This is a genomic window from Pseudomonas sp. TWI628 (assembly GCF_039673865.1).
Taxonomy (GTDB): Bacteria; Pseudomonadota; Gammaproteobacteria; order Pseudomonadales; family Pseudomonadaceae; genus Aquipseudomonas.
Genome location: NZ_JBDJMM010000012.1, coordinates 133,933 through 156,510 on the forward strand (window position 1 = coordinate 133,933; position 22,578 = coordinate 156,510).

Sequence of the window (22,578 nt, forward strand, 5' to 3'; positions counted from 1 at the left end):
TGCCTACCACCGCATCCGCACTCCAAGGCTGCCAATCAACCCATTGATGTCGTTGCCATCCACATCACTGCTGTAATCGGCACTGACAAACAGCGCCACCGCAGGTGTCACCCGTGCCACCAACCCCAGGCCCAATTCCACCGTGGTCGAATAGCGCGAGCTGGAGATCTTGTCGACCTGATCCAGCTTCACTTCGCTGGTGTCGTTGAAGTCATACCAGACGTTGGTCCGCACATAGGGTTCGATCCCCATGCCTTTCACCTCATAACGCCCGGACAACTTGGCACCCACCCGGCCGCTCCAGCTGGGCTGGCTGTCGAAGGCCTTCAAGGTCTCCGCCTGCACCTGGTTGCCCGGGAAGAACTGCTGATTGATCAACTGTGCCTGGGGCTCGATGACCCAGCCACCCCCCAGGCCGATCGGGTAACCGCCTTCCACCGAAAAGGTCATCGCATGGCCGCTGTCATCCAGGCGCTGGCCACTTTCGCCGCGGCCCATCACCTCAATGCGCGAACCCATGGCCACGGCATCCAGGTGCCAGCCTTGCTCATGGGTCATGCTCCAGTACACCCCCAGGCTCTCGCCACTGAGGTTGACCGCGTTGCGCTGCTGCTCGCCCAGCAATGGCCGCGCGCCATTGAAGCTGCTCTGCAGGTTGTTGTGCCCCACGAAAATCCCCGCACGGTGGACGTTGCCATCGGCGGTTTCACGCACGAACAGGTCCGGGCCGATCATCAGTTGCTGGCTGGGCGCTTCCAGCTGCTCTGGCGCCCGCGCGCCAGGTTGTGGTGTGGCGCCAGGGAACAACTGTGCCCACTGGCCGCCCGCCAGGTCGGGTGCTGGCAGGGTGTGCCGTTCGCCCATTTTCGCGCTGAAGGCGTTCAGCGTAGCCAGGTTCAGGCCGCTGGCGCTGACCGGGTCGAGCGAGGGTGTCGGCACGGTCGGTTGTTGCAGGTATGTGGGGGAGATCGGATCTTCCTGCAGTTCGAACGCGAAAGTTTCCACCGGGGTTGCCAGAAGCATCGACGTGGAAACCGCGCAGAAAATATGATCGAAGCGCAAGGGATTCGAGGTTCTTTTCATGGCGGATCTCCTCTTTTTTTTTGTTGTACAGCCCAAGGACCTGGCCTGTTGTCACGAGCTGTACGACAAAAACAGAGGGCGACCCAAACCAGCACGCCAGCTTTTGCGAGCGCGCACAAAGGCGCGAGCTAGAGGCTCGGCGCGAGTTTTTACATCTAGTGATAGTGTTCAGCTAAGGAGAGACCGGCGCTTGCGTCAAGAAAGCGTGAAAGGTCTGTTGAAACTCCGTGGCTGTCATTAACCCTTTGATTAACCGAGTTATTTTGTCGGATATAGCGATGATCGCTATTTCTGCGGCACTGGCTATGCCGAATCATTGTTACAACCTGACCTCCACAGCCAGTGGCAGATGGTCGGAAAGGTGCGTCCAAGGTTTGTGCCCCAGAATCTGCGGCGCATGGCTATCGGCGTTGCGCAGGTAGATGCGGTCCAGGCGCAGCAGTGGCAAACGCGCCGGGTAGGTGCGGGCGAGGTGGCCATGGTGGCGTTCGAACGCCTCGTGCAGGTCACGTTGCAGGCCGAGGGTGCGGTTGCCATGGGACTTCCAGTCGTTGAAGTCGCCGGCGATGATCACTGGCGCATCGGCAGGCAACGATTCGAGCAGCTGACGCAGCAGCTTGAGCTGTTTCTGCCGATGGTTTTCCAGCAATGACAGGTGCACGCAGATGGCATGCACCTTGTGCTGCCCGGGAACGTCGAGGATGCAGTGCAACAGGCCGCGACGCTCGGGGCCGGTGATCGACACGTCAAGGTTGCGGTGTTCGATGATCGGGTACTTGGACAGCAGCGCATTGCCGTGGTGGCCGTCGGGGTAGACCGCGTTGCGGCCATAGGCGAAGTCGCTCCACATGCTGTCGGCGAGGAATTCGTACTGCGAGGTCTGCGGCCAGCCGGGGTAGCGCGCGGCATGGCGGTCGTGGCTGCCGAGCACTTCCTGGAGGAACACGACATCGGCCTGGGTGCTGCGCACTGCCTCGCGCAGCTCAGGCAGGATGAAGCGCCGGTTGAAGGCGGTGAAGCCCTTGTGGGTGTTCACCGTCAGCACCCGCAGGCGTTTCACCGGCGGGGCCTGGCGGGTGCTGGCGAAACCTGGGCTGCCGGCTTCGAGGTTCACGGTGGCTCCTCAACGCTACGGATACAGGTGGGACAGGGTGCGCCTGTTCCGGTTCATTCTTCCTCGCGCTGCAACACCATCAGCAGCAACGACCGCCCCTTGACCTCGAAGGTGCTGTCGAACTGCAGGTGTGGCGGCTTGCGCATCTCCGGCCGGTCGGTGTCGATCAGGCAGCTCCAGTAGTCGCCTTCCGGCACGGCCGGCAGCAGGAACGGCACCACATCATGGTGCGCGTTGAAGATCAGCAGCATGGTCGCCTCCGACCCGGGCCGTGCGATACCACTGACCTGGGCGCGGCCATCGATCAGCATGCCCAGGCAACGGCCGTGCGGGTCTTCCCACTGCTCCACGCTCATCTCGCTGCCATCCGGCGCCAGCCAGGTCACGTCCTTGACCCCGATCGCCTCATTGTAATCCCCCACCAAAAAGCGCGAGCGGCGCAGCACCGGGTAGGCCAGGCGCAGGCGGGTCAGGCGCTTGACGAAGGCCAGCAGCGCTTCACCCTCCTGGTCCAGGTCCCAGTTGACCCAGCCGATCTCGCTGTCCTGGCAGTAGGCGTTGTTATTGCCGTGCTGGGTGCGGCTGAACTCGTCGCCGGCGACGATCATCGGCGTGCCTTGGGCCAGCAGCAGCGTGGCGAAGAAGTTGCGCATCTGGCGCATGCGCAGTGCATTGATTTGAGGGTCATCGGTCGGGCCCTCGGCGCCGCAATTCCACGACAGGTTGTTGTCAGTGCCGTCCTGGTTGTTCTCGTCGTTGTCTTCGTTGTGCTTGCTGTTGTACGACACCAGGTCGCGCAGGGTGAAACCGTCGTGGGCGGTGATGAAGTTGACCGAGGAATATGGCCGGCGCCCACGGTTGTTGAACATGTCGCCCGAGGCGGTCATGCGGGCGGCGAAGTCGGCCAGCTGGCCCTCGTCGCCTTTCCAGAAGGCCCGTGCGGTATCGCGGAAACGGTCGTTCCACTCGGCCCAGCCCGGTGCGAAGTTGCCGACTTGATAGCCGCCAGGGCCGCAGTCCCAGGGCTCGGCGATCAGCTTGACCTGGCTGAGCATCGGGTCCTGGCGGCAGGCCACGAGGAAACCGTGGCGCTCGCTGTAGCCGTCGTGATAGCGGCCTAGGATGGTTGCCAGGTCGAAGCGGAAACCGTCCACGCGCATTTCGCCAGCCCAGTAGCGCAGTGAATCAGTGACCAGTTGCAGCACCCGCGGGTGGCTGAGGTCGAGGGTGTTGCCGGTGCCGGAATCGTTGATGTAGAAGCGCTTGTCGTCGGGCATCAGGCGGTAGTACGAGACGTTGTCGATACCGCGCATGGACAGCGTCGGGCCGCGTTCGTTGCCTTCGGCGGTGTGGTTGTAGACCACGTCAAGGATCACCTCCAGGCCGGCGTCGTGCAGGTGCGCGACCATCTCCTTGAACTCGGCGATCTTGCCGCTGGCCAGGTACTTGGGGTGTGGCGCGAAGAAGGCGATGCTGTTGTAGCCCCAGTAATTGTTCAGGCCTTTGTCCAGCAGGTGCTGGTCGTTGACGAAGGCGTGAATGGGCAGCAGCTCGATGCTCGACACGCCCAGGTCCTTGATGTGCTTGAGCAGTTCATCGTTGGCCAGGCCGGCAAAGGTCCCCCGCAGTGCTTCCGGTACCGCCGGGTGGCGCATGCTGATGCCGCGGGTGTGGGCTTCATAGATGATCGTGCGCTCCCAAGGCACCTGCACGCGCTGGTCGCGGCCCCAGGTGAAGGCCGGGTCGATGACCTTGCACTTGGGCACGAAAGGCGCGCTGTCGCGCTCGTCGAACGACAGGTCCCCATCGGGGTGGCCGATGGTGTAGCCGAACAGCGCCTCGGACCATTTCAGGCTGCCGACCAGTTGTTTGGCATAGGGGTCGATGAGCAGTTTGTTGGGGTTGAAGCGGTGGCCGTTTTCCGGCTCGTAAGGGCCGTACACGCGGTAACCGTAGACTAGCCCCGGATGAGCATCAGGCAGGTAGCCATGGTAGATCTCGTCGGTGTACTCAGGCAGCTCGATGCGCTCGAGTTCCTGCTCGCCGGTGGAGTCGAACAGGCACAGCTCGACCTTGGTGGCATTGGCCGAAAACAAGGCGAAATTGACCCCCAGGCCGTCCCAGGTCGCGCCAAGGGGAAAGGGCTGGCCTTCGCGGATGCGCGTTGGGGCGACGGAGCGGGTTTTCTTTGGGGTGCGCGGGCTCATGGCAATCCTCGATTGGCCGTCATGGAGGGAATAATACGGGGACCTGCAGCGGCCCTTTCGCGGCTTTAGCCGCGAAAGTGCCGGCACGGGCTTACCCGGCAGTAGGCTTTTTCGCGGCTCTTGGCTTCTTGGTGGCCGTTGGTTTGATAGCCCCAGGCAACGCCGCAGCCTTCGGCTCGGCCGCTACCTTGGGCTTGGCCGGTGCCCGCTTGCGCGGCGCTGCCTTGGGTGCCAGTGCTTCGGCTTCGGCAAGCTTGCGTGCCATGTCCCAGTGCCGTTCCTCCTGGCCCTCTGGTTTACCTTCCGATTCCCAGATCTGGTAAGCAAATTCGCGTACTCGTTTTTCTTCGACACTCATCACGACGCTCCTGAATGCTATGCATGTTCAATCAACAGGTTGACTGGGAATTCCGCCAATACCGCGCTCAACATCAGCTCCCTTGTAGGGCTGACAGCGGCACCGCCAAAAAGTCCAGTCCAAGTGGCAGGCGACAAGGCAAACGGCAGGATCACCCGGGTGTCGTCCCAGTTCTGTGCCGGGATCAACGGTGTAGTGGCGCCGCCGAGCAGGCCGCTGGCCAGGCGCGGGGCGACGACGATGACGCGTTGCTCTTCGCCCAGGCGGGCGAAGGCGATGACCTGGTCGGCATGCCGGCCTTGCACGTTCAGGGGCAGGTAGGCGCCCCGGCGGAACAGCTCGGCATGGGCCTGGCGGCAGTCCAGCAACCGGGCGATCAGAGCCTGCTTGATGCGGCCGTCGCGCCAGTGCGCCAGCAGTTCGCCGGGCGTGGTGGCATCGTCCAGGGTGCGGCGCCTGCAAGCGTAGTCCACGGCACGGCGGTTGTCCGGGTCGACCAGGCTGAAATCCCAGTACTCGTTGCCCTGGTACAGGTCAGGCACACCCGGCACGGTCATGCGCAGCAGGCTCTGGACCAGGCCGTTGAGGGCGCCGGGGCAGGCGATCAGTTGTGCGGCATCGGCCAGCGACTGGCGCAGTTGCTGGTTTTGCCGATCCAGCAGCACACCGTCGACATAGGCGGCGCAGGCTGCCTCGTAGGCCTCGTTCGGCGCGCTCCAGCTGCTGCGCAGCTTGGCTTCGCGCAGGGCCTTCTGCTGCCATTGGCGGATGCGTTCGGCGTACTGGCGCAGCGCGTTGTCGTCGTGCAGGTCGAGGGTCAATGGCCAGCTGCCCAGCAACGTCTGCCATAACAGCAGTTCGTCGCCTGGGCTGGGCGCCACGCCGTCATCCAGTTGCTCGCGCAGCGGTGCGGCCAGCTCGCGCCAGTGCTCCACACGGCTGGCGAACCAGGGCCCGCGCTCACTCAGCACGGCCAGGCGGGCGCGGCTGTCCTCGCCACGCTTGTGGTCGTGGGTGGCGGTGGCCAGCAGGTTGTCGGGGAAATCGCGCAGACGCCGCTGGGCCTCGTTGTGGAAATGTTCGGGGCTGGCACTGAAGCGCTCGGCCTCAAAGCCCACGTCGTTACGCGACAGCAGCCGTGCCGAACGGTAGAAGGCGGTGTCCTCCACGGCCTTGGCGGCACTGGGTGCGGTGAGCTGCTGGAAGCGCACGCAGGCATGGCGCAGGTGCTTGCGTGGCCGGCCCGGTGGCATCTGGCGCCAGGGCTGGCCGCCGAGCCATTGCTCAAGCTGGTCGAGCAACGGCCAGTCGGCTTCGCCCAGGTCCTGGCGGGCATTGGCCAGGGCCTGCTGGAAGAAACGTTCGTCCTCGGCCGGGCGCCCGCAGGCGTTGAAATAGGTGCGATACACCGGGTAATGCGCAACCAGCGCCTGCAGTGCGCGGCGGATCGCGCCGAGGGTCAGGTCACGGGTCATCAGGTCGTCGCGGGCGACCTGCAACAGGGCCTGGGCTACGGACTCGCAATCGCCGGCCAGGCTGGCGTTGAGCACCAGGTGACGCGCCTGGCGCACTTCCTCGGGGAACCCGGGGCGCTCGCTGACCGTGGCCCACAACCCGGTCAAGGGTGCTTCGCCGGCCGGGTCGTGCTGCAGCAGCGACACCTGGTTCATGAACTCGTAGCCGGTGGTGCCGTCGGTAAGCCAGTCGCGGTGCAGGTGTTCATCGGCGCCGAGGATCTTTTCCACGTAGATCGGGAAGTGCTCCAGCGCGGCCTGCACCGGGCGCCTGGCGAGCAGGCTGTCGACCCGGCGACGCAGCTTGCGGCAGTAGCCGCGCGGGTCGGCCAGGCCGTCGATATGGTCGATGCGCAGGCCGTCCACCAGGCCGCGTTCGATCAGCTCGAACAGCTTGGCGTGGGTCGCCTCGAACACCACGGCACGCTCCACCCGCAGGCCGCCCAGTTCGTTGATGTCGAAGAAACGCCGCCAGTTGATGTCATCGGCGGCGGTGCGCCAGCTGGCCAGGCGATAGGTTTGGCGTTCAAGCAGCAGGTGCAGGCGCTTGAAGCCGGGTTCGCTGCGGCTGTCGAAGGCGTCCAGGGCCGACGCCAGGTCCGCGCCTTCACGCACCAGGCGCGCCAGTTCGGCGTGCAGGGGCAGGGCGTTTGCCAGTGGCTCAGGCGCCTCGCGCAGCGCGGTGAAATGCTCGGCCAGGGCCTTCAGCGCAGGCTCAGGGCTCTGCGCGAGGATCCAGCCATAATCCAGCGGGCAGATCGGGAAGCGGTGCTGATAGTGGGCGATCTGCAACAAGCCCGATTGCTTGTCGAACTGCAGCGGGATTTCGCCGTTCTTCAGCGCCGCGCCATAGTCGCTGCCAAGGAACGGTAGCAGCAACTGGCCGGCCAGCAGTGGGTCACTGGAGTGCCACTGGATGTCGAAGAACTCCGCATAGGGGCTGCGTCGGCCCCAGGCCAGCAAGCTCTGCCACCAGGGGTTGTCGGCGCCGCCCACGGCCATGTGGTTGGACACGGTGTCGAGGATCAGCCCCATGCCATGCTGGCGCAGCGCAGCCACCAGCCGTTGCAACGCTGCCTCGCCACCGAGCTCAGGGTTGACGCAGGTCGGGTCGACCACGTCGTAACCGTGGCGCGAGCCGGCGCGGGCCTTGAGGATCGGCGAGGCATACAGGTGGCTGATGCCCAGCTGGGCGAAATACGGCACCAGTGGCACGGCGTCATCGAGGCTGAAGTCGCTGTGAAATTGCAGGCGCAGCGTCGCTGTCAGTGGCTTCATCGGTCACGCTCCCAGGCTTGTTCGCGGGCCTGGGCCAGCAGTTCAAGGCGCCGTGCGGCGTCTTCGTCGTCGAGCAGTTGGCGCACCGGCGCGGCGAAGCGCCGGCGCCAGTTGGGGTGGCCGCTGGTGGTGCCGGGCAGGTTGGGCTGCTCGTCGCTGCCAAGCAGGTCTTCCAGCGGGATCAGCACCAACGGGGCGCGGGTGTGGCCGACGTAGCGGATGGCGGCATCGATCAGTGCGTCGTTGTCCGCTTGCGGGCCGTAGTTGGCTTCCAGGGTGCGGCGCAGGCCTTCGCACTCCTTCTGCCGTGCGTGGCGCCAATGCAATTCAGTGGCGGCGTCAATCAGTTGCAAGCGCTGGCTCCAGTCGATGTCGCGGCTTTGCAGCCAGCCGGCCAGTGGCGCCAGGTCGTGGGTGCCGGTGGTGGCCAGGGCGTCGTCCGGCCAGTCGAGGATCGGCTTGAAGTGGCCGGGCTGGGTCTGCTCGAAAGGCAGCACGCGCATGCCCAGCACGGCCTTGGCCGCCAGCTGCTCGCGCAGGCCTTCGGGCACGGTGCCGAGGTCTTCGCCGAGGATGATCGCCTGGTGGCGCACCGACTCCAGGGCCAGCAGGCGCAGCAAGTCTTGCAGCGGGTAGTCGAGGTAGGCGCCCTCGTCGGGCTTGCAGCCACGGGGGATCAGCCACAGCCGGCGCAGGCCCATCACATGGTCGATGCGCAGGCCACCGGCATGGGCCAGGTTGGCCCGCAGCATTTCGATGAAGGCGCGGTAGCCGTTGCGCTTGAGGCCCTCGGGGGAGAAGGCGCAGATGCCCCAGTCCTGGCCCGAGCGGTTGAGTATGTCGGGTGGGGCGCCGACCTTGAGGTTGGCCAGCAGTTCGTCCTGGCGGCTCCAGGCCTGGCTGCCGGCACCGTCGGCACCCACTGCCAGGTCGGCGATCAGGCCGATAGCCATGCCGTTGCTGCGCGCGGCGTGCTGAGCGCGTTGCAGGCTGCGTTCGGTCAGCCACTGGCAGAACGCGTGGAATTCGATCTTGGCTGGGTAGGCGTTGGCGAAGGCTTCGACTTCCGGGTGGTACGGGTCGTGCCAGGTGCTGGGCCAGTTGCGCCAGTCGGCGCCCAGGCCGTGTTCGACGGCTTGCGCCTGCAGCACTTCGAAGCGGCAGTGGTGTTCCAGGGCCTGGCCGCGGGCCTCACGGAAGCTGTCGAAGTCCTTGCGCAGCGGGTGGTCGGCCTGGCTGAAGTCCTGGTACAGCGCTTCAAGCAGGCGCAGGCGGGCGTCGGCGGCGCGGGGCCAGTCCACCAGCGGGCGCTGCTCCAGGTCTTCGAGCACCTGCTCCAGGCCACAGGCTTCGATCGCCATGCGCACGGCACGCTCGCCCAGCAGCGTGCCGGGGCTGGCGTACAGGGTGTTGAGCAGCAGGCGGCTGGACGGCGAGTAGGGACTGTAGTGTTGCTGGTCGGCGGCCGACAGGGCATGGATCGGGCTGATCGCCAGGGCATCGGCGCCGCGTTCGGCGGCGCTGCGCGCCAGTTGTTCCAGGGCCAGGCAGTCACCGTAACCACCATCGCCGCTGCGGCGCAGGCTGTAGAGCTGCACCGCCAGGCCCCAGCAGCGTGGCGGCGGTTCGCTGACGGCGTCGGCCAGGCTGTAGCAGCGCGGCGGTGCCACGGCGAGGGTGAAGCTGCGGTCGTTGATCTGCAACAGGTGATAGCCCACCGGCAGCCCGCCGGGCAGGTTGCCTTGGGCATCGAGGGTCAGGTACTGCAGGCGGTTGCTTTCCAAGGTACAGCGCACGGCGCTGCCCGGCGGGAAGTAGCGCCGCAAGGGCAGCGGCTGGTCAAGGTCGGCGGTGATCAGCGGGGGCAGGTGTTCGGCGTCCTCGGCGGCCTCCACGGCCTGCAGGCTGGCCTGGATGGCAGCCTCGTCGTCGGCGGGATGGCCCAGGCCTTCGAGGACCTTGCGCAGGACCTCGTCACTGACCTGCTGCGGCCGGTTGTTAGCGTCGATCCAGTCGCGGGCCAGCCCTACGCGGGCGGCCAGTCGGTGCAAGGCGGTTTCGCTCATGGGTGCTCCTGGCCAGGTGGAAACAGGCTGACCACGCAGCTGTAGGCGGACAGCGCAGTATCTGGGTGGGTGGTGTCGCTGCTGTCGAACAGGCGCCGTTCTGCGGCGGGCAGTGCCACTGCCTGCGGCGCGGCGGCCAGGTTCAGGTCGATGCGCAGGGTGCTGCCATCACCCAGGCGCCAGCGTGCGGTCAGGGCTTTGTCGCCCAGCACCTCCGCGCCCAGGGCGCGGCTGCCGGGCAAGTGGGGGATGATGTGACGCTGGCGCAGGTCGAGCAGCTGGTGGTAAAGGCCATGCCAGCCGGCGAGGACCTCCTTGTTTTGCGGCCGCGATGCCTCGAAGGTCTGCTGGGCATTGGGGTCGGGTATGTGTTCGCGCTGCTCGGCATCGGTGAACGCCTTGAAGTGGGCGAATTCGCCCCGGCGGCCCTCGCGCACGGCATCGGCCAACGCATCGTGGAAGTCGGTGAAGAACAGGAACGGCCGGCAGCTGCCATCGTCATCGCCCATGAACAGCAACGGGATCATCGGTGCCAGCAGCAACAGGCCGGTGGCCGCACGCAAGGCCGCTGGCGGGCACAGGCGGGTCAGGCGCTCGCCCAGGGCGCGGTTGCCGATCTGGTCATGGTTCTGCAGGAACAGCACGAAGGCACTCGGCGCCAGGTGCCCGCTGGGTTCGCCGCGTGGTGTGCCGTGGCGGTTGGCCTGGCCCTGGAACACGAAGCCTTCGGACAGGCAGCGGGCCAGTTTGTCGATGGGCTGTTCCTGATAGTCGGCGTAATAGCCTTCGGTTTCACCGGTCAGCAGCACATGCAAGGCGTTGTGGCCGTCGTCGTTCCACTGCGCATCGAAACCCTGTTCGAGCAGCGAGGCCTGGTTGTGCTCGTTCTCCAGCACCAGCCACACGTGCCGGCCAGGTTCGACGGCGGCGCGCACCCGTTGCGCCAGCTCGACCAGGAAGTCGGGCTGGTCGATGGCATGCACCGCATCCAGGCGCAGGCCGTCGCAGCGGTAGTCGCACAGCCACATCAGGGCGTTCTGGATGAAGTACTCGCGCACCTCGCGGCGGCGAAAATCGATGGCGGCGCCCCAAGGCGTCTGGCGGTCTTCGCGGAAGAACGGGCTGGCGTACTGGTGCAGGTAATTGCCGTCAGGGCCGAAGTGGTTGTAGACCACATCGATCATCACCATCAGCCCCTGGCCGTGGGCGTGATCCACCAGCGCGCACAGCTGCTCGGGGCTGCCGTAGCTGTGTTGCGGTGCAAAGGGCAGCACACCGTCGTAGCCCCAGTTGCGCTCACCGGGGAACTGGCCCAGCGGCATCAGCTCAATGGCGCTGATGCCCAGTTCGGCGAGCCTGGGCAGCTGCCGGGCGACGCCCTGGTAGCCTTCGAGCACGCCGACGTGCAGCTCCTGGATCACCGCTTCGTGCCAAGGCCGGCCTTGCCAGGGGTGCTGCCAGGCGTAGGCGCCGACATCCACCACCTGGCTCGGCCCATGCACGCCTTCGGGCTGATAGCGCGACGCTGGGTCGGCCACCTGCAGTGTGCCGTCGATGCGGTAGTGATAGCGGTCGCCGGCCTGGCACGCGGCAACCGCCGTGTACCAGCCGTCGTCTTCGGGCTGCAGCTCGATGGCGGGCTGCTGCTCCAGTTCCAGGCTCACGCTGCGCGCATCTGGCGCCCATAGGGCGAAGCGCGCCGACGTGGCGTCCAGGAGGTGTGCGCCATGTCTGTGCATCTTCGAACCCCGCTCAGTAATGGCTCAGGTGTGCCTGCTTGACCAGGTCCTCGTAGAGGCGGGCATAGGGTTCCACCGCCTGGCACCAGTTGAACGGCTGGGTCATCGACAGGCAGCGCATGGCATTGAGCAAGTCCTTCTTGCCATAGGTGTAGAAGGCGCGGCTCAGCGCTTCGCGGTAGCTCTCGACGGTCGACTCATCGAACAGGAAGCCGGTGACGCCATTCTCGATGGTGTCGGCCAGGCCGCCGGTGTTGCGCGCCACCGGCAGCGAGCCGAAGCGCTGGGCATACATCTGGCTCAGGCCGCAGGGCTCGTAGCGCGAAGGCATCAGCAGAAAGTCGCTGCCGGCGAACATGCGCCGGGCGTCGGTTTCGTTGAAACCGATGCGCACGCCAATGCGGCCAGGGTGACGCAGGGCCAGCTCGCGCATGGCCTGTTCTTCTTCCGGCTCGCCGCGGCCGATGATCGCGATCTGCCCGCCTTGCTCGACGATGTAGTCGGCAACGCCCAGGGTCAGGTCCAGGCCTTTCTGGTAGACCAGCCGCGAGACCACGGCGAACAGCGGCCCTTCGCACGGCTCCAGTTCGAACAGCTTGCGCACTTCGGCGGTATTGCGTGCCTTGCCGTCCCAGTCGTTGATGCTGAAGTTGTGCTGCAGGTGCTGGTCGGTGGCCGAGTCCCAGCTTTCGTCGATGCCATTGGGGATGCCGCCGAGCAGGCCTTGCTGGGCCTTGCTGGCCAGGAAGCCATCGAGCCCGCAGCCGAATTCCGGCGTGGTGATTTCCTGGGCGTAGGTGGCGCTGACCGTGGTGATGTGGCTGGAGTAGGCAAGGCCGGCCTTGAGGAACGACAGTTTGCCGTAGAACTCCATGCCTTCTTGCTGCATGGCATGGTCGGGGATAGCCAGCTCGGGGCTGCAGCCGCGGCTGTAGACGCCCTGATACGCCAGGTTGTGAATGGTGAACAAGGTTGGCGTGTTCAGCCCGCGCCAGTGCATGTAGGCCGGTGCCAGGCCGGCAGGCCAGTCATGCGCATGCACCACTTCGGGTTGCCAGTGGATCCTGCCTTCGCCTGCAGCAATCTCGGCTGCGGCCAGGCCCAGGCGGGCAAACCGGATGTGGTTGTCGGGCCAGTCGCGGCCGTTGTTGGCACCGTAGGGGGTGCCGTCGCGCTGGTACAGCTCGGGGCAGATCAGCACGTAGATGACCAGCCCGTCGGCCATGTCCATGCGGCCGATCTTGCACGGTGGCAGGGCCGCGTGGCCGCCGAGCTCGCCGACGATATGAATCGGGTTGTCGCTTTCCATCACCTGGCGGTAGCCGGGGATCAGCACCCGTACATCGTGCAGGTGCGCCAAGGCGCGCGGCAGCGCCGCAGAAACGTCGCCAAGGCCGCCGGTCTTGACCAGGTCGGCGATCTCCGAGGTGACGAACAGGATCTTGCGCTTGTTCGGGTTGTGCTGGCGCTGGGCGCCGGGTGCCGTGCCTGTCTTGGCGAAGTCCGGGGTGAGCGGATCGCGGTTGTCCGGGTTGAATGAATCTACGTGAGGCTCGACAGCGGCACTGATCATACTTCTCTCCGTCCCTAAGTGTTGGCAGGGTGCTGGCACCCTTGGTGTTATCTCGTGCGGGTTCTCTCTGATTCGATAGTTGCGTATAGCTATCCATGCCCCGAAGTCGTGCGCGCAGGCACAACGCGATCAGCATTCCGGCCGAAGGCGATTGGGCTGGTTGGGGTCGGGCCTTGCGAAGGAAGTCCTATTGCATTTGGCCTACTTAGTTGCTGACCCACCACCGTTTCCAAAAGTTCGACTTTTTTACGTCGCTCTTCCTCTGAGCAAATGGCGGGCCGAAACCTGAGTGTAGGAGAGCCGGAGATAAAAAGGTGACCCACTGGTCACTTTCGTTATGACGCGAGATAGACGCAAACGTTGGCGTGTGTGACCGGATATGAACAGGGCTGTTCGAGGGTGGGGCAAGGCTGTTTGACGCGTGCGCCATGGGGTGGCTGGCCAGCGTTTCATGCACCATGATGGGGCGGGATTTCAGCAGTGTGGGAGCGCGAAGCTCCCACTAGGGAAGGGGATGAATCAGAGGCTGACGATTTTGCCGTCGCCACGCGCCTGTTCCAGCAGCATGTGCAATTGAGCGACCTGCTGGCGCAGCTGGTCACGTTCGTCCTTCAACTTGCGCAGCTCATCGCGGCGCACGGAGACATAGAGGGTCTGGGTTGGAGTAGCAGGCATCAAGGTACCCATGAGCACACCTCGCGGTTTTGGCTGGTGACAGTTAAAGCGTAGACGCTTCACGCGGCGCGCATTCTGAATTCTTTCGCTGCCCATGGGAACTTTTTTGTTTAACGTTGTCACGCCGTTCGTCGCTGAACCCTCGGGCGCCGTGCTGGACTAATCTGAAAAGTTGAACTGTGTTTGTCATCCATTTCGTAAGGGGAGCATCGGCTCATGCAATTGGGAATCGTCGGGCTGGGCCGCATGGGCGGCAATATTGCAAGGCGGCTGATGCGCGCCGGCCACCGCACCGTGGTCCATGACCGTAACCGTGATGCCATCGTCGGGCTGGAAGGCGAGGGCGCCCAGGGTGCCCACGACCTTGGCGCGCTGGTGCAGAAGCTCAAGGCGCCACGCGCGGTGTGGGTGATGCTGCCGGCCGGTGAACCCACCGAGCAGACCATTGCCCAGCTGGCCGAGCTGCTGGAACCGGGCGATGCCATCATCGACGGCGGCAACACCTTCTATAAGGATGACATGCGCCGTGCGGCCGAACTGGGCAAGCGCGGCCTGCATTATCTGGACGTCGGCACCTCCGGCGGTGTGTGGGGCCTGGACCGTGGCTACTGCATGATGATCGGTGGCGAGACGGCGGTGTTCGAGCGCCTTGAGCCATTGTTCAAGGCACTGGCACCAGGCGTCGGCGACATTGCGCGCACCCACGGCCGCAGCGGTGAGCACGCCCGTGCCGAGCATGGTTATATCCATGCCGGCCCGCCCGGCGCCGGGCACTACGTGAAGATGGTGCACAACGGTATCGAATACGGCCTGATGCAGGCTTACGCCGAAGGTTTCGACCTGCTGCGCAGCAAGGGTGGCAACGAACTGCCGGAAGACCAGCGCTTCGACCTGAACGTGGCCGAGATCGCCGAGGTCTGGCGCCGTGGCAGCGTGGTCACCTCCTGGCTGCTCGACCTCACCGCCGATGCGCTGGTGGCCGACCCGCAGCTGGCGCAGTTCAGTGGCTCGGTGTCCGACAGTGGCGAAGGCCGCTGGACCATCGACGCCGCCGTCGAACAGGCGGTGCCAGTACCGGTGCTGTCCAGCGCGCTGTTCGCCCGCTTCCGCTCGCGCCAGCAGCAGGGCACCTATGCTGACAAGATTCTCTCGGCCATGCGCCTGGGCTTCGGTGGCCACGTCGAGAAAAAAGATTGATGACCAAACAGACCATTCCTGCTGCTCCGCCCTGCACGCTGTTCCTGTTTGGCGCCAACGGTGACCTGGTCAAGCGCCTGCTGATGCCGGCGCTTTACAACCTCAGCCGTGACGGTTTGCTCGACCGCAACCTGCGCATCGTCGGCGTTGACCACAACCCGGCCACGGCCGATGAATTCGCCGAGCGCCTGCATGCCTTCATGCAGGCGCGCGACAAAGGCGGCGAGGGCGCTGCCAAGTGCCTCGACGAAACGCTCTGGGCACGTCTGGCCAAGCACCTGGACTACCAGACCGGAGACTTCCTCGACCCGGCGACCTATGCGGCGTTGGCCAAGCGCATCGAGAAAACCCGCCACGGCAACGCCATCTTCTATCTGGCCACTTCGCCGCGTTTCTTCCCCGAGGTGGCTCAGCGCCTGGGCGAAGCCGGGCTGCTCGACGAGTCGGCCGGTGGCTTCCGGCGTGTGGTGGTGGAGAAGCCCTTCGGCACCGACCTGGCCAGTGCCGAGGCGCTCAACGCCTGCCTGTTGAAAGTGATGAGCGAGCGGCAGATCTACCGTATCGACCATTACCTGGGCAAGGAAACGGTGCAGAACATTCTGGTCAGCCGTTTCTCCAACGGCCTGTTCGAGTCGTTCTGGAACAACCACTACATCGATCATGTGCAGATCACCGCCGCCGAGACGGTCGGTGTCGAGACCCGCGGCGCGTTCTATGACACCACCGGTGCCCTGCGCGACATGGTGCCCAACCACCTGTTCCAGCTGCTGGCGATGGTGGCGATGGAGCCTCCGGCGGCGTTTGGGGCCGATGCCGTGCGAGGCGAGAAGGCCAAGGTGATCGGTGCCATCCGCCCCTGGACGGCGAAGATGGCCCTGAAGAACTCGGTGCGGGGTCAATACGTGGCAGGCAAGCAGGGCCGCAAGCCGCTGCCGGGCTATCGCCAGGAAAGCAACGTCGCCCCCGACAGCCAGACCGAAACCTACGTGGCGCTCAAGGTGATGATCGACAACTGGCGCTGGGCCGGGGTGCCGTTCTACCTGCGCACCGGCAAGCGCATGAGCGTGCGCGACACCGAGATCGCCATCTGCTTCAAGCCGGCGCCCTACGCGCAGTTTCGCGAGTCGGAGCTGGAGCGGCCCAAGCCCAATTACCTGAAGATCCAGATCCAGCCCAACGAAGGCATGTGGTTCGACCTGCAGGCCAAGCGGCCGGGGCCGGAGCTGGTGATGGAGAACATCGAGCTGGGCTTTGCCTACAAGGACTTCTTCAAGATGACCCCGGCCACCGGTTACGAAACGCTGATCTACGACTGCCTGACCGGCGACCAGACCTTGTTCCAGCGGGCCGACAACATCGAGAACGGCTGGCGCGCGGTACAGCCGTTTCTCGATGCCTGGGCCCAGGGCGGCGAGGTGCATGAGTACCCGGCGGGCGAGGATGGCCCTGAAGCTGGCACTGAGTTGCTGACTCGCGACAAGCGTGAGTGGCACAAGTTGGGGTGACGCCATACAGGAGGTGCAATGCCCGCCCACATCGAAGACTACGCCCTGCTCGGCAACTGCCGCAGCGCCGCCCTGGTCAGCCGCGACGGCTCGATCGACTGGTTGTGCCTGCCGCGCTTCGACGCCCCGGCGGTGTTCGCCGCACTGCTGGGCAACGAAGAGAACGGCCGCTGGCGCGTGGCACCCAGCGACCCCGTCGAGCACACCAGCCGCCAGTACCTGGGCGACACCCTGGTGGTGGAAACCACCTGGGTCACCGCCAGCGGCCGCGCCCGGGTGCTCGACTTCATGCCGCTGGACGAGGTCAACTCGGTGGTGCGCATCGTCGAAGGCCTGTCCGGCGAGACCAACTTCGAAATGGACCTGGTACTGCGCTTCGACTACGGTCGCAGCGTGCCCTGGGTAGAGAAAATCGACCCGCTGACGCTCAGTGCGGTGGCCGGCCCCGATCGCGTGATCCTGCGCAGCAGCGTGGTACCCCACGGCCTCGACCACCACACCGTCGCCCGTTTTCGCGTGGCTGCAGGCGAGCGCCAGATCTTCAGCCTGCGTCACCAGCCCTCGCATTTGCCGGTGCAGCCCGACTGCGACATCGACCAGGCCCTGCAACACACCCTCAGGCACTGGCAGGCGTTTGCCGACCGTTGCCCTGAAGTGGGCCCCTACACCGGCCTGGTGCGCCGCTCGCTGCTCACCCTCAAGGCCATGACCTACGCGCCCACTGGCGGCATCGTCGCAGCGGTCACCACCTCGCTGCCCGAACGCATCGGCCATGAACGCAACTGGGACTACCGCTTCTGCTGGCTGCGCGACGCCACCATGACCTTGCTGGCATTCATGAACCTCGGTTACTTCGATGAAGCCCAGGCCTGGCGTGAGTGGCTGCTGCGCTCGGTGGCCGGCAACCCCGAGCAGATGCAGATCATGTATGGCCTGGCCGGCGAGCGCGACCTGCAGGAGTACACCTTGCCGTGGCTGGCGGGCTACGAACACTCGCAGCCGGTGCGGGTCGGCAACGCGGCTTCCGAGCAGGTGCAACTGGATATCTACGGCGAACTGGCCGATGCCATGACCCAGGCGATCAAGGGTGGCCTGCCGCGCCACCCGCGCAGTGCGGCGATCTCCCGGCTGATCCTGCCCTATGTCGAGCGTATCTGGCGCGAGCCTGACGAAGGGCTGTGGGAAGTGCGCGGTGGCCGTCAGCATTTCGTCCACTCCAAGGTCATGGCCTGGGTCGCCTTCGACCGCGCGGCGGGTCTGGCCGACACCACCGAGGAAGGCAGCGAGCAGGGCCGACACTATCGGCAGGTGGCCGACGAGATTCATCGCGAGGTCTGCGCGCAAGGGCTCGATGCTGGCGGCCAGCACTTCGTCCAGGCCTATGGCTCGGCCGAGATGGACGCCAGCCTGTTGCAGATCGCCCTGACCGGCTTTCTGCCAGTGGAGGATCCGCGCTTTCAGCGCACCCTGGCGCAGATCGAGCAACGGTTGCTGAAGAACGGCCTGCTGCTGCGCTACGACAGCGACAGCTGCAGCGACGGGCTGACCCCAGGGGAGGGCACGTTCCTGGTGTGCTCGTTCTGGTTGGCCGATGTGTACGTGCTGCTGGGGCGCGAGGCCGAGGCCCAGGCGCTGTACGAGAAGCTCACCGGCCTGTGCAACGACGTCGGCCTGCTGGCTGAGCAGTACGACCCGGCCGGCAAGCGCATGCTCGGCAACTTCCCCCAGGCGTTCAGCCATATCGGCATCATCAACACGGCGCTGAACCTGCATCGGGCGCAATGCCCGGTGCGCGATCGGGCACGATGTGGCTAGCGAAGAATTTAGTGTGTGACGCATTGCGTCACACATGATACTTTGATTCGTGTGATGTATGGGGTCACACTATGCCGCACTCCCAAATGGACACGGCGAGCTACCCATGATCATCAGTTTTCGACACAAGGGACTGCGATTCTTTTACGAAACGGGCAACACCCGAGGTATTCAGGCCACTCATGCAAAACGCCTGAAGCGACAGCTGCAATTTCTGGAACGCGCCATCATCGCGCAGGACTTGAACCTGCCAGGTTGGCAACTGCATCCGCTCAAGGGGGAGCTGTCGGGCTTCTGGTCAGTGAGTGTTTGCGGCAACTGGAGGCTGATCTTTCGTTTCGTGGGTTCGGATGTCGAATGGGTCGATTACCTTGATTATCACTGAACAGGAGGGCTGATCATGCCTTTGCACAATCCGCCACATCCCGGCGAAACCTTGCGTGAGGATGTATTGCCAGCGCTCGGCCTGACGGTAAAGGCTTTCGCAACGCATCTGGGATTTTCTCGAGAAGCGCTTTCGCGGGTACTGCATGGCCGTGCGGCCATGTCGCCAGACCTGGCGCTGCGTCTGGAAATGGCAGGTATCAGTACCGCTCGGATGTGGCTCGCCATCCAGGCCGACTATGACATCTGGCAGGCCCGCCATCGTCAGCAGCCCGTCATCGCCCGGTTATTTCAGGCGGCCTGATTCAATCGGGGGAAAGTACCGGAGTAGACTAGGGCAACCCCCATTCGGCAAGGAGCACGCATGAGCGTTCGTGGCCACGATCGGCAGATCGACAACATCGAGTTCAACGTCAGCGACATCGCACGGAGCAAGGCTTTCTACGGTAGCGTGTTCGGCTGGCGCTTCACCGACTACGGGCCGACCTATACCGAGTTCAGCGATGGGCGCTTGACCGGTGGCTTCACCACTGGCGAAGCGGTGCGGCCGGGCGGGCCACTGATCATCCTTTATGCCGACGACCTGGAAGGCACGCAACAGCGGGTCGAGGCCGCCGGATCGACAATCAGTCGGGCTACCTTTGCCTTCCCGGGTGGTCGCCGTTTCCATTTCATCGACCCGGACGGATACGAACTTGCTGTGTGGACGGCCCAAGCCTGATGGCCAACCACAAGATCGAAATTCGCCGTCGCAATATCGAGAAGATCCTCGTCGCCGCAGAAAAGGTGTTTGCCGAAAAGGGTTATGGCGCCACCTCGATGGGTGACATCGCCGAGCAGGCCGAGCTGCCGCGTTCCAACCTGCATTATTACTTCAGTACCAAGGACGAGCTGTTCCGCGCAGTGCTGCAGGACCTGCTGGATGTGTGGAAGCAGGACGCGCTGTGCTTCGAGAACTTCGACGACCCGCGGGTGGTGCTGACCAGCTACATCCGCGCCAAGATGGGCCATTCGCGTTCACGGCCGCTGGGTTCGAAGATCTGGGCCGAGGAGATGCTGCATGGGGCGCCGGTGCTGGGGGTGAACCTGGCGGAGAGCCTTGTGCCGTGGGCGAAGCTCAAGGAGGACAAGATCCGTCGCTGGGTGACGGAGGGGCGCATCCTGCCGGTGGAGCCTTCGGCGCTGCTTTACATGATCTGGGCGTCGACCCAGCACTATGCCGACTTTGGTTACCAGGTGGCGTTGCTCAACGAAGGTGAGCCATTGTCCGACAGGGCGTTCGAAAGTGCGGTGCAGACGGTGACTTGTGTGATCTTGCGCGGGATCGGGCTGGAGCCATGAGTGAACGGGGCCGCTGTGCGGCCCCAATGGCTTCAACCAGCCTCGCGGTACGGGTTGCGCGGATCCTGCGTCCAGTTCAAGTAAGGCTTACCGGTATCCTGCGCGACCATCTCGATGCAGTTCTCCACCGGGCAGGTGATCTGGCACAGGTTGCAGCCCACGCATTCGTCCTCGATCACGCTGTAGGCATGTGTCCCATCAGCCTTCAAGGTGCTGGCAATCGCCTGGTGCGAAGTATCCTCACAGGCAATATGGCAACGCCCACAGCCAATACAGGCCTCCTGGTCGATATGCGCCACCGACTTGTAGTTGATGTCCAGGTACTTCCAGTCGGTGGTGTGCCCCACGGCCTGCCCGCGGAAAGCCTCAAGGTTGCGGTGGCCGTGCTGGTCCATCCAGCGCGCCAGGCCATCCTGCATGTCTTCGACAATGCGGAAGCCATGCAGCATCGCCGCCGTACACACCTGCACCGCACCGCTGCCCAGGGCGATGAACTCGGCAGCATCGCGCCAGTTGCCGATCCCGCCGATGCCGCAGATCGGCAACCCGCGGGTTTCCGGGTCGCGGGCGATTTCGGCGACCATGTTCAACGCAATCGGCTTGACCGCCGAGCCGCAGTAGCCGCCATGGGTACTCTGGTCGCCGACGATGGGGTGGGCGACCATGCGGTCCAGGTCGACGCTGGTGATCGAGTTGATGGTGTTGATCAGCGACACCGCATCCGCGCCGCCGCGATAGGCTGCCCGGGCCGACTGGCGAATGTCGGTGATGTTTGGCGTGAGCTTGACGATCACCGGCAGCGAGCAGTGCATCTTGCACCAGCGGGTGACCATCTCCACGTACTCCGGCACCTGGCCGACCGCCGCGCCCATGCCGCGCTCAGGCATGCCGTGGGGGCAGCCGAAGTTCAGCTCGATACCATCGGCGCCGGTGGCCTCCACCAGCGGCAGGATGAACTTCCACGACGCTTCCACGCACGGCACCATCAGCGACACGACCAATGCGCGGTCGGGCCAGTCCTTCTTCACCTGGGTGATTTCCCGCAGGTTGATCTCCAGTGAGCGGTCGGTGATCAGCTCGATGTTGTTGATGCCCTGCACCTGGCGGTTGGGGCCGTAGTGCGCGGAATAACGTGACGACACGTTGACCGCCGCCGGGTCCTCGCCCAGGGTCTTCCAGACCACGCCGCCCCAGCCGGCCTCGAAGGCGCGGACCACGTTGTAGGCCTTGTCGGTCGGTGGCGCGGAGGCCAGCCAGAAAGGGTTGGGTGCCTTGATGCCGGCGAATTCGATGGACAGGTCGGCCATTTACGCTGCCTCCACGTTGAGCATGAGTTGGGCATGGATGGCTTCGGCGGCCAGCTTGCCGTGTTGCACGGCCTGGACGGTGAGGTCCTGGCCCAGGGCGGTGCAGTCGCCACCGGCGTACACGCCTGGGAGGCTGGTGCGCAGGTTGTCGTCGACGCGGATGCGCTCGCCGTCGCGCGCCAGTTGCGCGGCGACCGGGTCGCCGAGGCTGGCGTCGTCGAAGCGCTGGCCGATGGCCTTGAAGATGGCGTCGGCGGCCAGCTCGAACGTTTCGCCAGTGTCGCGCAGGCGGTCGTCGGCCAGTTCGGTACGCATGAAGCGCATGCCACGCACGTGGCCGTCGTCATCAAGCAGCACGGCGTCGGGGCGGGCCCAGGTATGCAGGCGTACCTGGTTGGCCTTGGCGATGTCCTGCTCATGGCCAGTGGCGCCCATGTCGGCGAAACCGCGGCGGTACACCAGGTTGACGTCGCGGGCGCCCAGGCGGCTCATCTGCACGGCCATGTCGATGGCGGTGTTGCCGGCGCCGATCACCAGGCAGCGTTCGGCCAGTGGCAGTTGCGCAAGGTCGTCGGCCTGGCGCAGTTCACGGATGTACGCAGTGGCAGCCAGCAGGCCGGGGGCTTCTTCGTCGGCCAGGCCAAGCTGGCGCACGGCGTTCAGGCCCAGGCCGAGGAACACTGCGTCGTACTGGTCGCGCAACTCGCCCAGGCCAAGGTTGGCGCCCAGGCGCTGGCCGTGACGGATCTCGATCCCCCCGATGCCGAGCAGAAATTCCACTTCGCGCTGGGCGTAGTCATCGACCAGCTTGTAGCGGGCGATGCCGTACTCGTTGAGGCCGCCGGCCTTGTCGCAGGCCTCGTACACCACCACATCATGGCCGTGCATGGCCAGGCGATGGGCGCACGACAGCCCGGCGGGGCCGGCACCGACCACGGCGATGCGCTTGCCAGTACTGGGCGAGCGCTTGAACGGGTGCTCGCTGAAGTGGGCATTGTCCAGGGCGTAGCGTTGCAACTGGCCGATCAGTACCGGGGCGCATTCCTGGGCATTGTTGCGCACACAGGCTTGTTGGCAGAGGATCTCGGTGGGGCACACGCGGGCGCAGCTGCCGCCGAGGATATTGGCCGACAGTATGCGCTCGGCGGCACCTTGCAGGTTCTCGTCGCTGATGCGGTGGATGAACGAGGGAATGTCGATTTCGCTCGGGCAGGCGTTCACGCAGGGGGCATCGTAGCAGTACAGGCAGCGGGCGCTCTCGACGGCAGCCTGGCGGGCGGTGAGGGGCGGCGCCAGGTCGCTGAAGCGCTCGGCCAGTTGGTCGCTGCCGGCACGCGGGCGCGGCAAGTGGTTCAGGGCATCGATCACGGTTGTAGCCTCTCTTTTCTTTTTGGTTGTGGCAGTCAACGGCAATACGGCGCC

At 65.0% G+C, this 22,578-nt stretch carries 18 protein-coding genes; 7 read left to right on the plus strand and 11 right to left on the minus strand.

What is annotated here, in order from left to right; translation table 11 throughout:
- Window positions 1–3: 3 nt before the first annotated feature.
- The 9 genes from ABE528_RS11690 to ABE528_RS11730 all read right to left on the minus strand — a co-directional run bounded on the left by ABE528_RS11690 (window position 4) and on the right by ABE528_RS11730 (window position 13,619).
- Complete coding sequence (locus ABE528_RS11690; protein ID WP_152955951.1) at window positions 4–1,083, minus strand: autotransporter outer membrane beta-barrel domain-containing protein; 1,080 nt, start codon at window positions 1,081–1,083, stop codon at window positions 4–6.
- A gap of 319 nt (window positions 1,084–1,402) precedes the next feature.
- On the minus strand, window positions 1,403–2,197 hold the full coding sequence (locus ABE528_RS11695) for an endonuclease/exonuclease/phosphatase family protein (protein ID WP_346653022.1): 795 nt from the start codon (window positions 2,195–2,197) through the stop codon (window positions 1,403–1,405).
- Window positions 2,198–2,250: 53 nt separating this feature from the next.
- Complete coding sequence (glgX, locus tag ABE528_RS11700; RefSeq protein ID WP_346653023.1) at window positions 2,251–4,404, minus strand: glycogen debranching protein GlgX; 2,154 nt, start codon at window positions 4,402–4,404, stop codon at window positions 2,251–2,253.
- A gap of 91 nt (window positions 4,405–4,495) precedes the next feature.
- Window positions 4,496–4,765 (minus strand): DUF2934 domain-containing protein, encoded by a 270-nt coding sequence (locus ABE528_RS11705; RefSeq protein WP_346653024.1) that lies wholly within the window; start codon window positions 4,763–4,765, stop codon window positions 4,496–4,498.
- 14 nt (window positions 4,766–4,779) lie between these two features.
- Window positions 4,780–7,554, minus strand: a complete 2,775-nt coding sequence (locus ABE528_RS11710) for a malto-oligosyltrehalose synthase (protein ID WP_346653025.1) — start codon at window positions 7,552–7,554, stop codon at window positions 4,780–4,782.
- A complete protein-coding gene (gene malQ, locus ABE528_RS11715) occupies window positions 7,551–9,620 on the minus strand; it encodes a 4-alpha-glucanotransferase (protein WP_346653026.1) in 2,070 nt (689 codons plus the stop codon). The genes ABE528_RS11710 and malQ overlap by 4 nt, the downstream gene beginning before the upstream one ends.
- On the minus strand, window positions 9,617–11,359 hold the full coding sequence (treZ, locus tag ABE528_RS11720) for a malto-oligosyltrehalose trehalohydrolase (RefSeq protein WP_346653027.1): 1,743 nt from the start codon (window positions 11,357–11,359) through the stop codon (window positions 9,617–9,619). The genes malQ and treZ overlap by 4 nt, the downstream gene beginning before the upstream one ends.
- Window positions 11,360–11,372: 13 nt before the next feature.
- A complete protein-coding gene (gene glgA / locus ABE528_RS11725) occupies window positions 11,373–12,932 on the minus strand; it encodes a glycogen synthase GlgA (protein ID WP_346653028.1) in 1,560 nt (519 codons plus the stop codon).
- A gap of 519 nt (window positions 12,933–13,451) precedes the next feature.
- Window positions 13,452–13,619 (minus strand): DUF6026 family protein, encoded by a 168-nt coding sequence (locus ABE528_RS11730; RefSeq protein WP_346653029.1) that lies wholly within the window; start codon window positions 13,617–13,619, stop codon window positions 13,452–13,454.
- Between the two features lie 204 nt (window positions 13,620–13,823).
- On the opposite strand from ABE528_RS11730, the gene gnd reads away from it, so the two are divergent.
- The 7 genes from gnd to ABE528_RS11765 all read left to right on the plus strand — a co-directional run bounded on the left by gnd (window position 13,824) and on the right by ABE528_RS11765 (window position 19,849).
- Window positions 13,824–14,804, plus strand: coding sequence for a phosphogluconate dehydrogenase (NAD(+)-dependent, decarboxylating) (gene gnd, locus ABE528_RS11735; RefSeq protein WP_346653030.1), 981 nt, complete (start codon window positions 13,824–13,826; stop codon window positions 14,802–14,804).
- A complete protein-coding gene (gene zwf / locus ABE528_RS11740) occupies window positions 14,804–16,309 on the plus strand; it encodes a glucose-6-phosphate dehydrogenase (protein ID WP_346653031.1) in 1,506 nt (501 codons plus the stop codon). Before gnd ends, zwf begins: the two co-directional genes overlap by 1 nt.
- An 18-nt stretch (window positions 16,310–16,327) precedes the next feature.
- Window positions 16,328–18,124, plus strand: coding sequence for a glycoside hydrolase family 15 protein (locus ABE528_RS11745; protein ID WP_346653032.1), 1,797 nt, complete (start codon window positions 16,328–16,330; stop codon window positions 18,122–18,124).
- Window positions 18,125–18,230: 106 nt separating this feature from the next.
- Window positions 18,231–18,509, plus strand: coding sequence for a type II toxin-antitoxin system RelE/ParE family toxin (locus tag ABE528_RS11750; protein ID WP_152955961.1), 279 nt, complete (start codon window positions 18,231–18,233; stop codon window positions 18,507–18,509).
- A 15-nt stretch (window positions 18,510–18,524) separates the two neighbouring features.
- Window positions 18,525–18,812, plus strand: coding sequence for a HigA family addiction module antitoxin (locus ABE528_RS11755; protein WP_152955962.1), 288 nt, complete (start codon window positions 18,525–18,527; stop codon window positions 18,810–18,812).
- Between the two features lie 60 nt (window positions 18,813–18,872).
- Entirely contained in the window at window positions 18,873–19,229 is a 357-nt protein-coding gene (locus ABE528_RS11760) for a VOC family protein (RefSeq protein WP_152955963.1), read from the plus strand.
- A complete protein-coding gene (locus ABE528_RS11765) occupies window positions 19,229–19,849 on the plus strand; it encodes a TetR/AcrR family transcriptional regulator (RefSeq protein ID WP_346653043.1) in 621 nt (206 codons plus the stop codon). Before ABE528_RS11760 ends, ABE528_RS11765 begins: the two co-directional genes overlap by 1 nt.
- Before the next feature lie 32 nt (window positions 19,850–19,881).
- Here the strand turns inward: ABE528_RS11765 and preA are convergent, their stop codons facing one another.
- Together preA and ABE528_RS11775 are read right to left on the minus strand one after the other, a co-directional pair.
- Window positions 19,882–21,156 carry an NAD-dependent dihydropyrimidine dehydrogenase subunit PreA gene (gene preA / locus ABE528_RS11770; RefSeq protein WP_346653033.1) on the minus strand — a complete coding sequence of 425 codons (1,275 nt, stop codon included), beginning with the start codon at window positions 21,154–21,156 and terminating at the stop codon, window positions 19,882–19,884.
- Window positions 21,157–22,524 (minus strand): NAD(P)-dependent oxidoreductase, encoded by a 1,368-nt coding sequence (locus ABE528_RS11775; RefSeq protein ID WP_346653034.1) that lies wholly within the window; start codon window positions 22,522–22,524, stop codon window positions 21,157–21,159.
- Window positions 22,525–22,578: the final 54 nt, after the last annotated feature.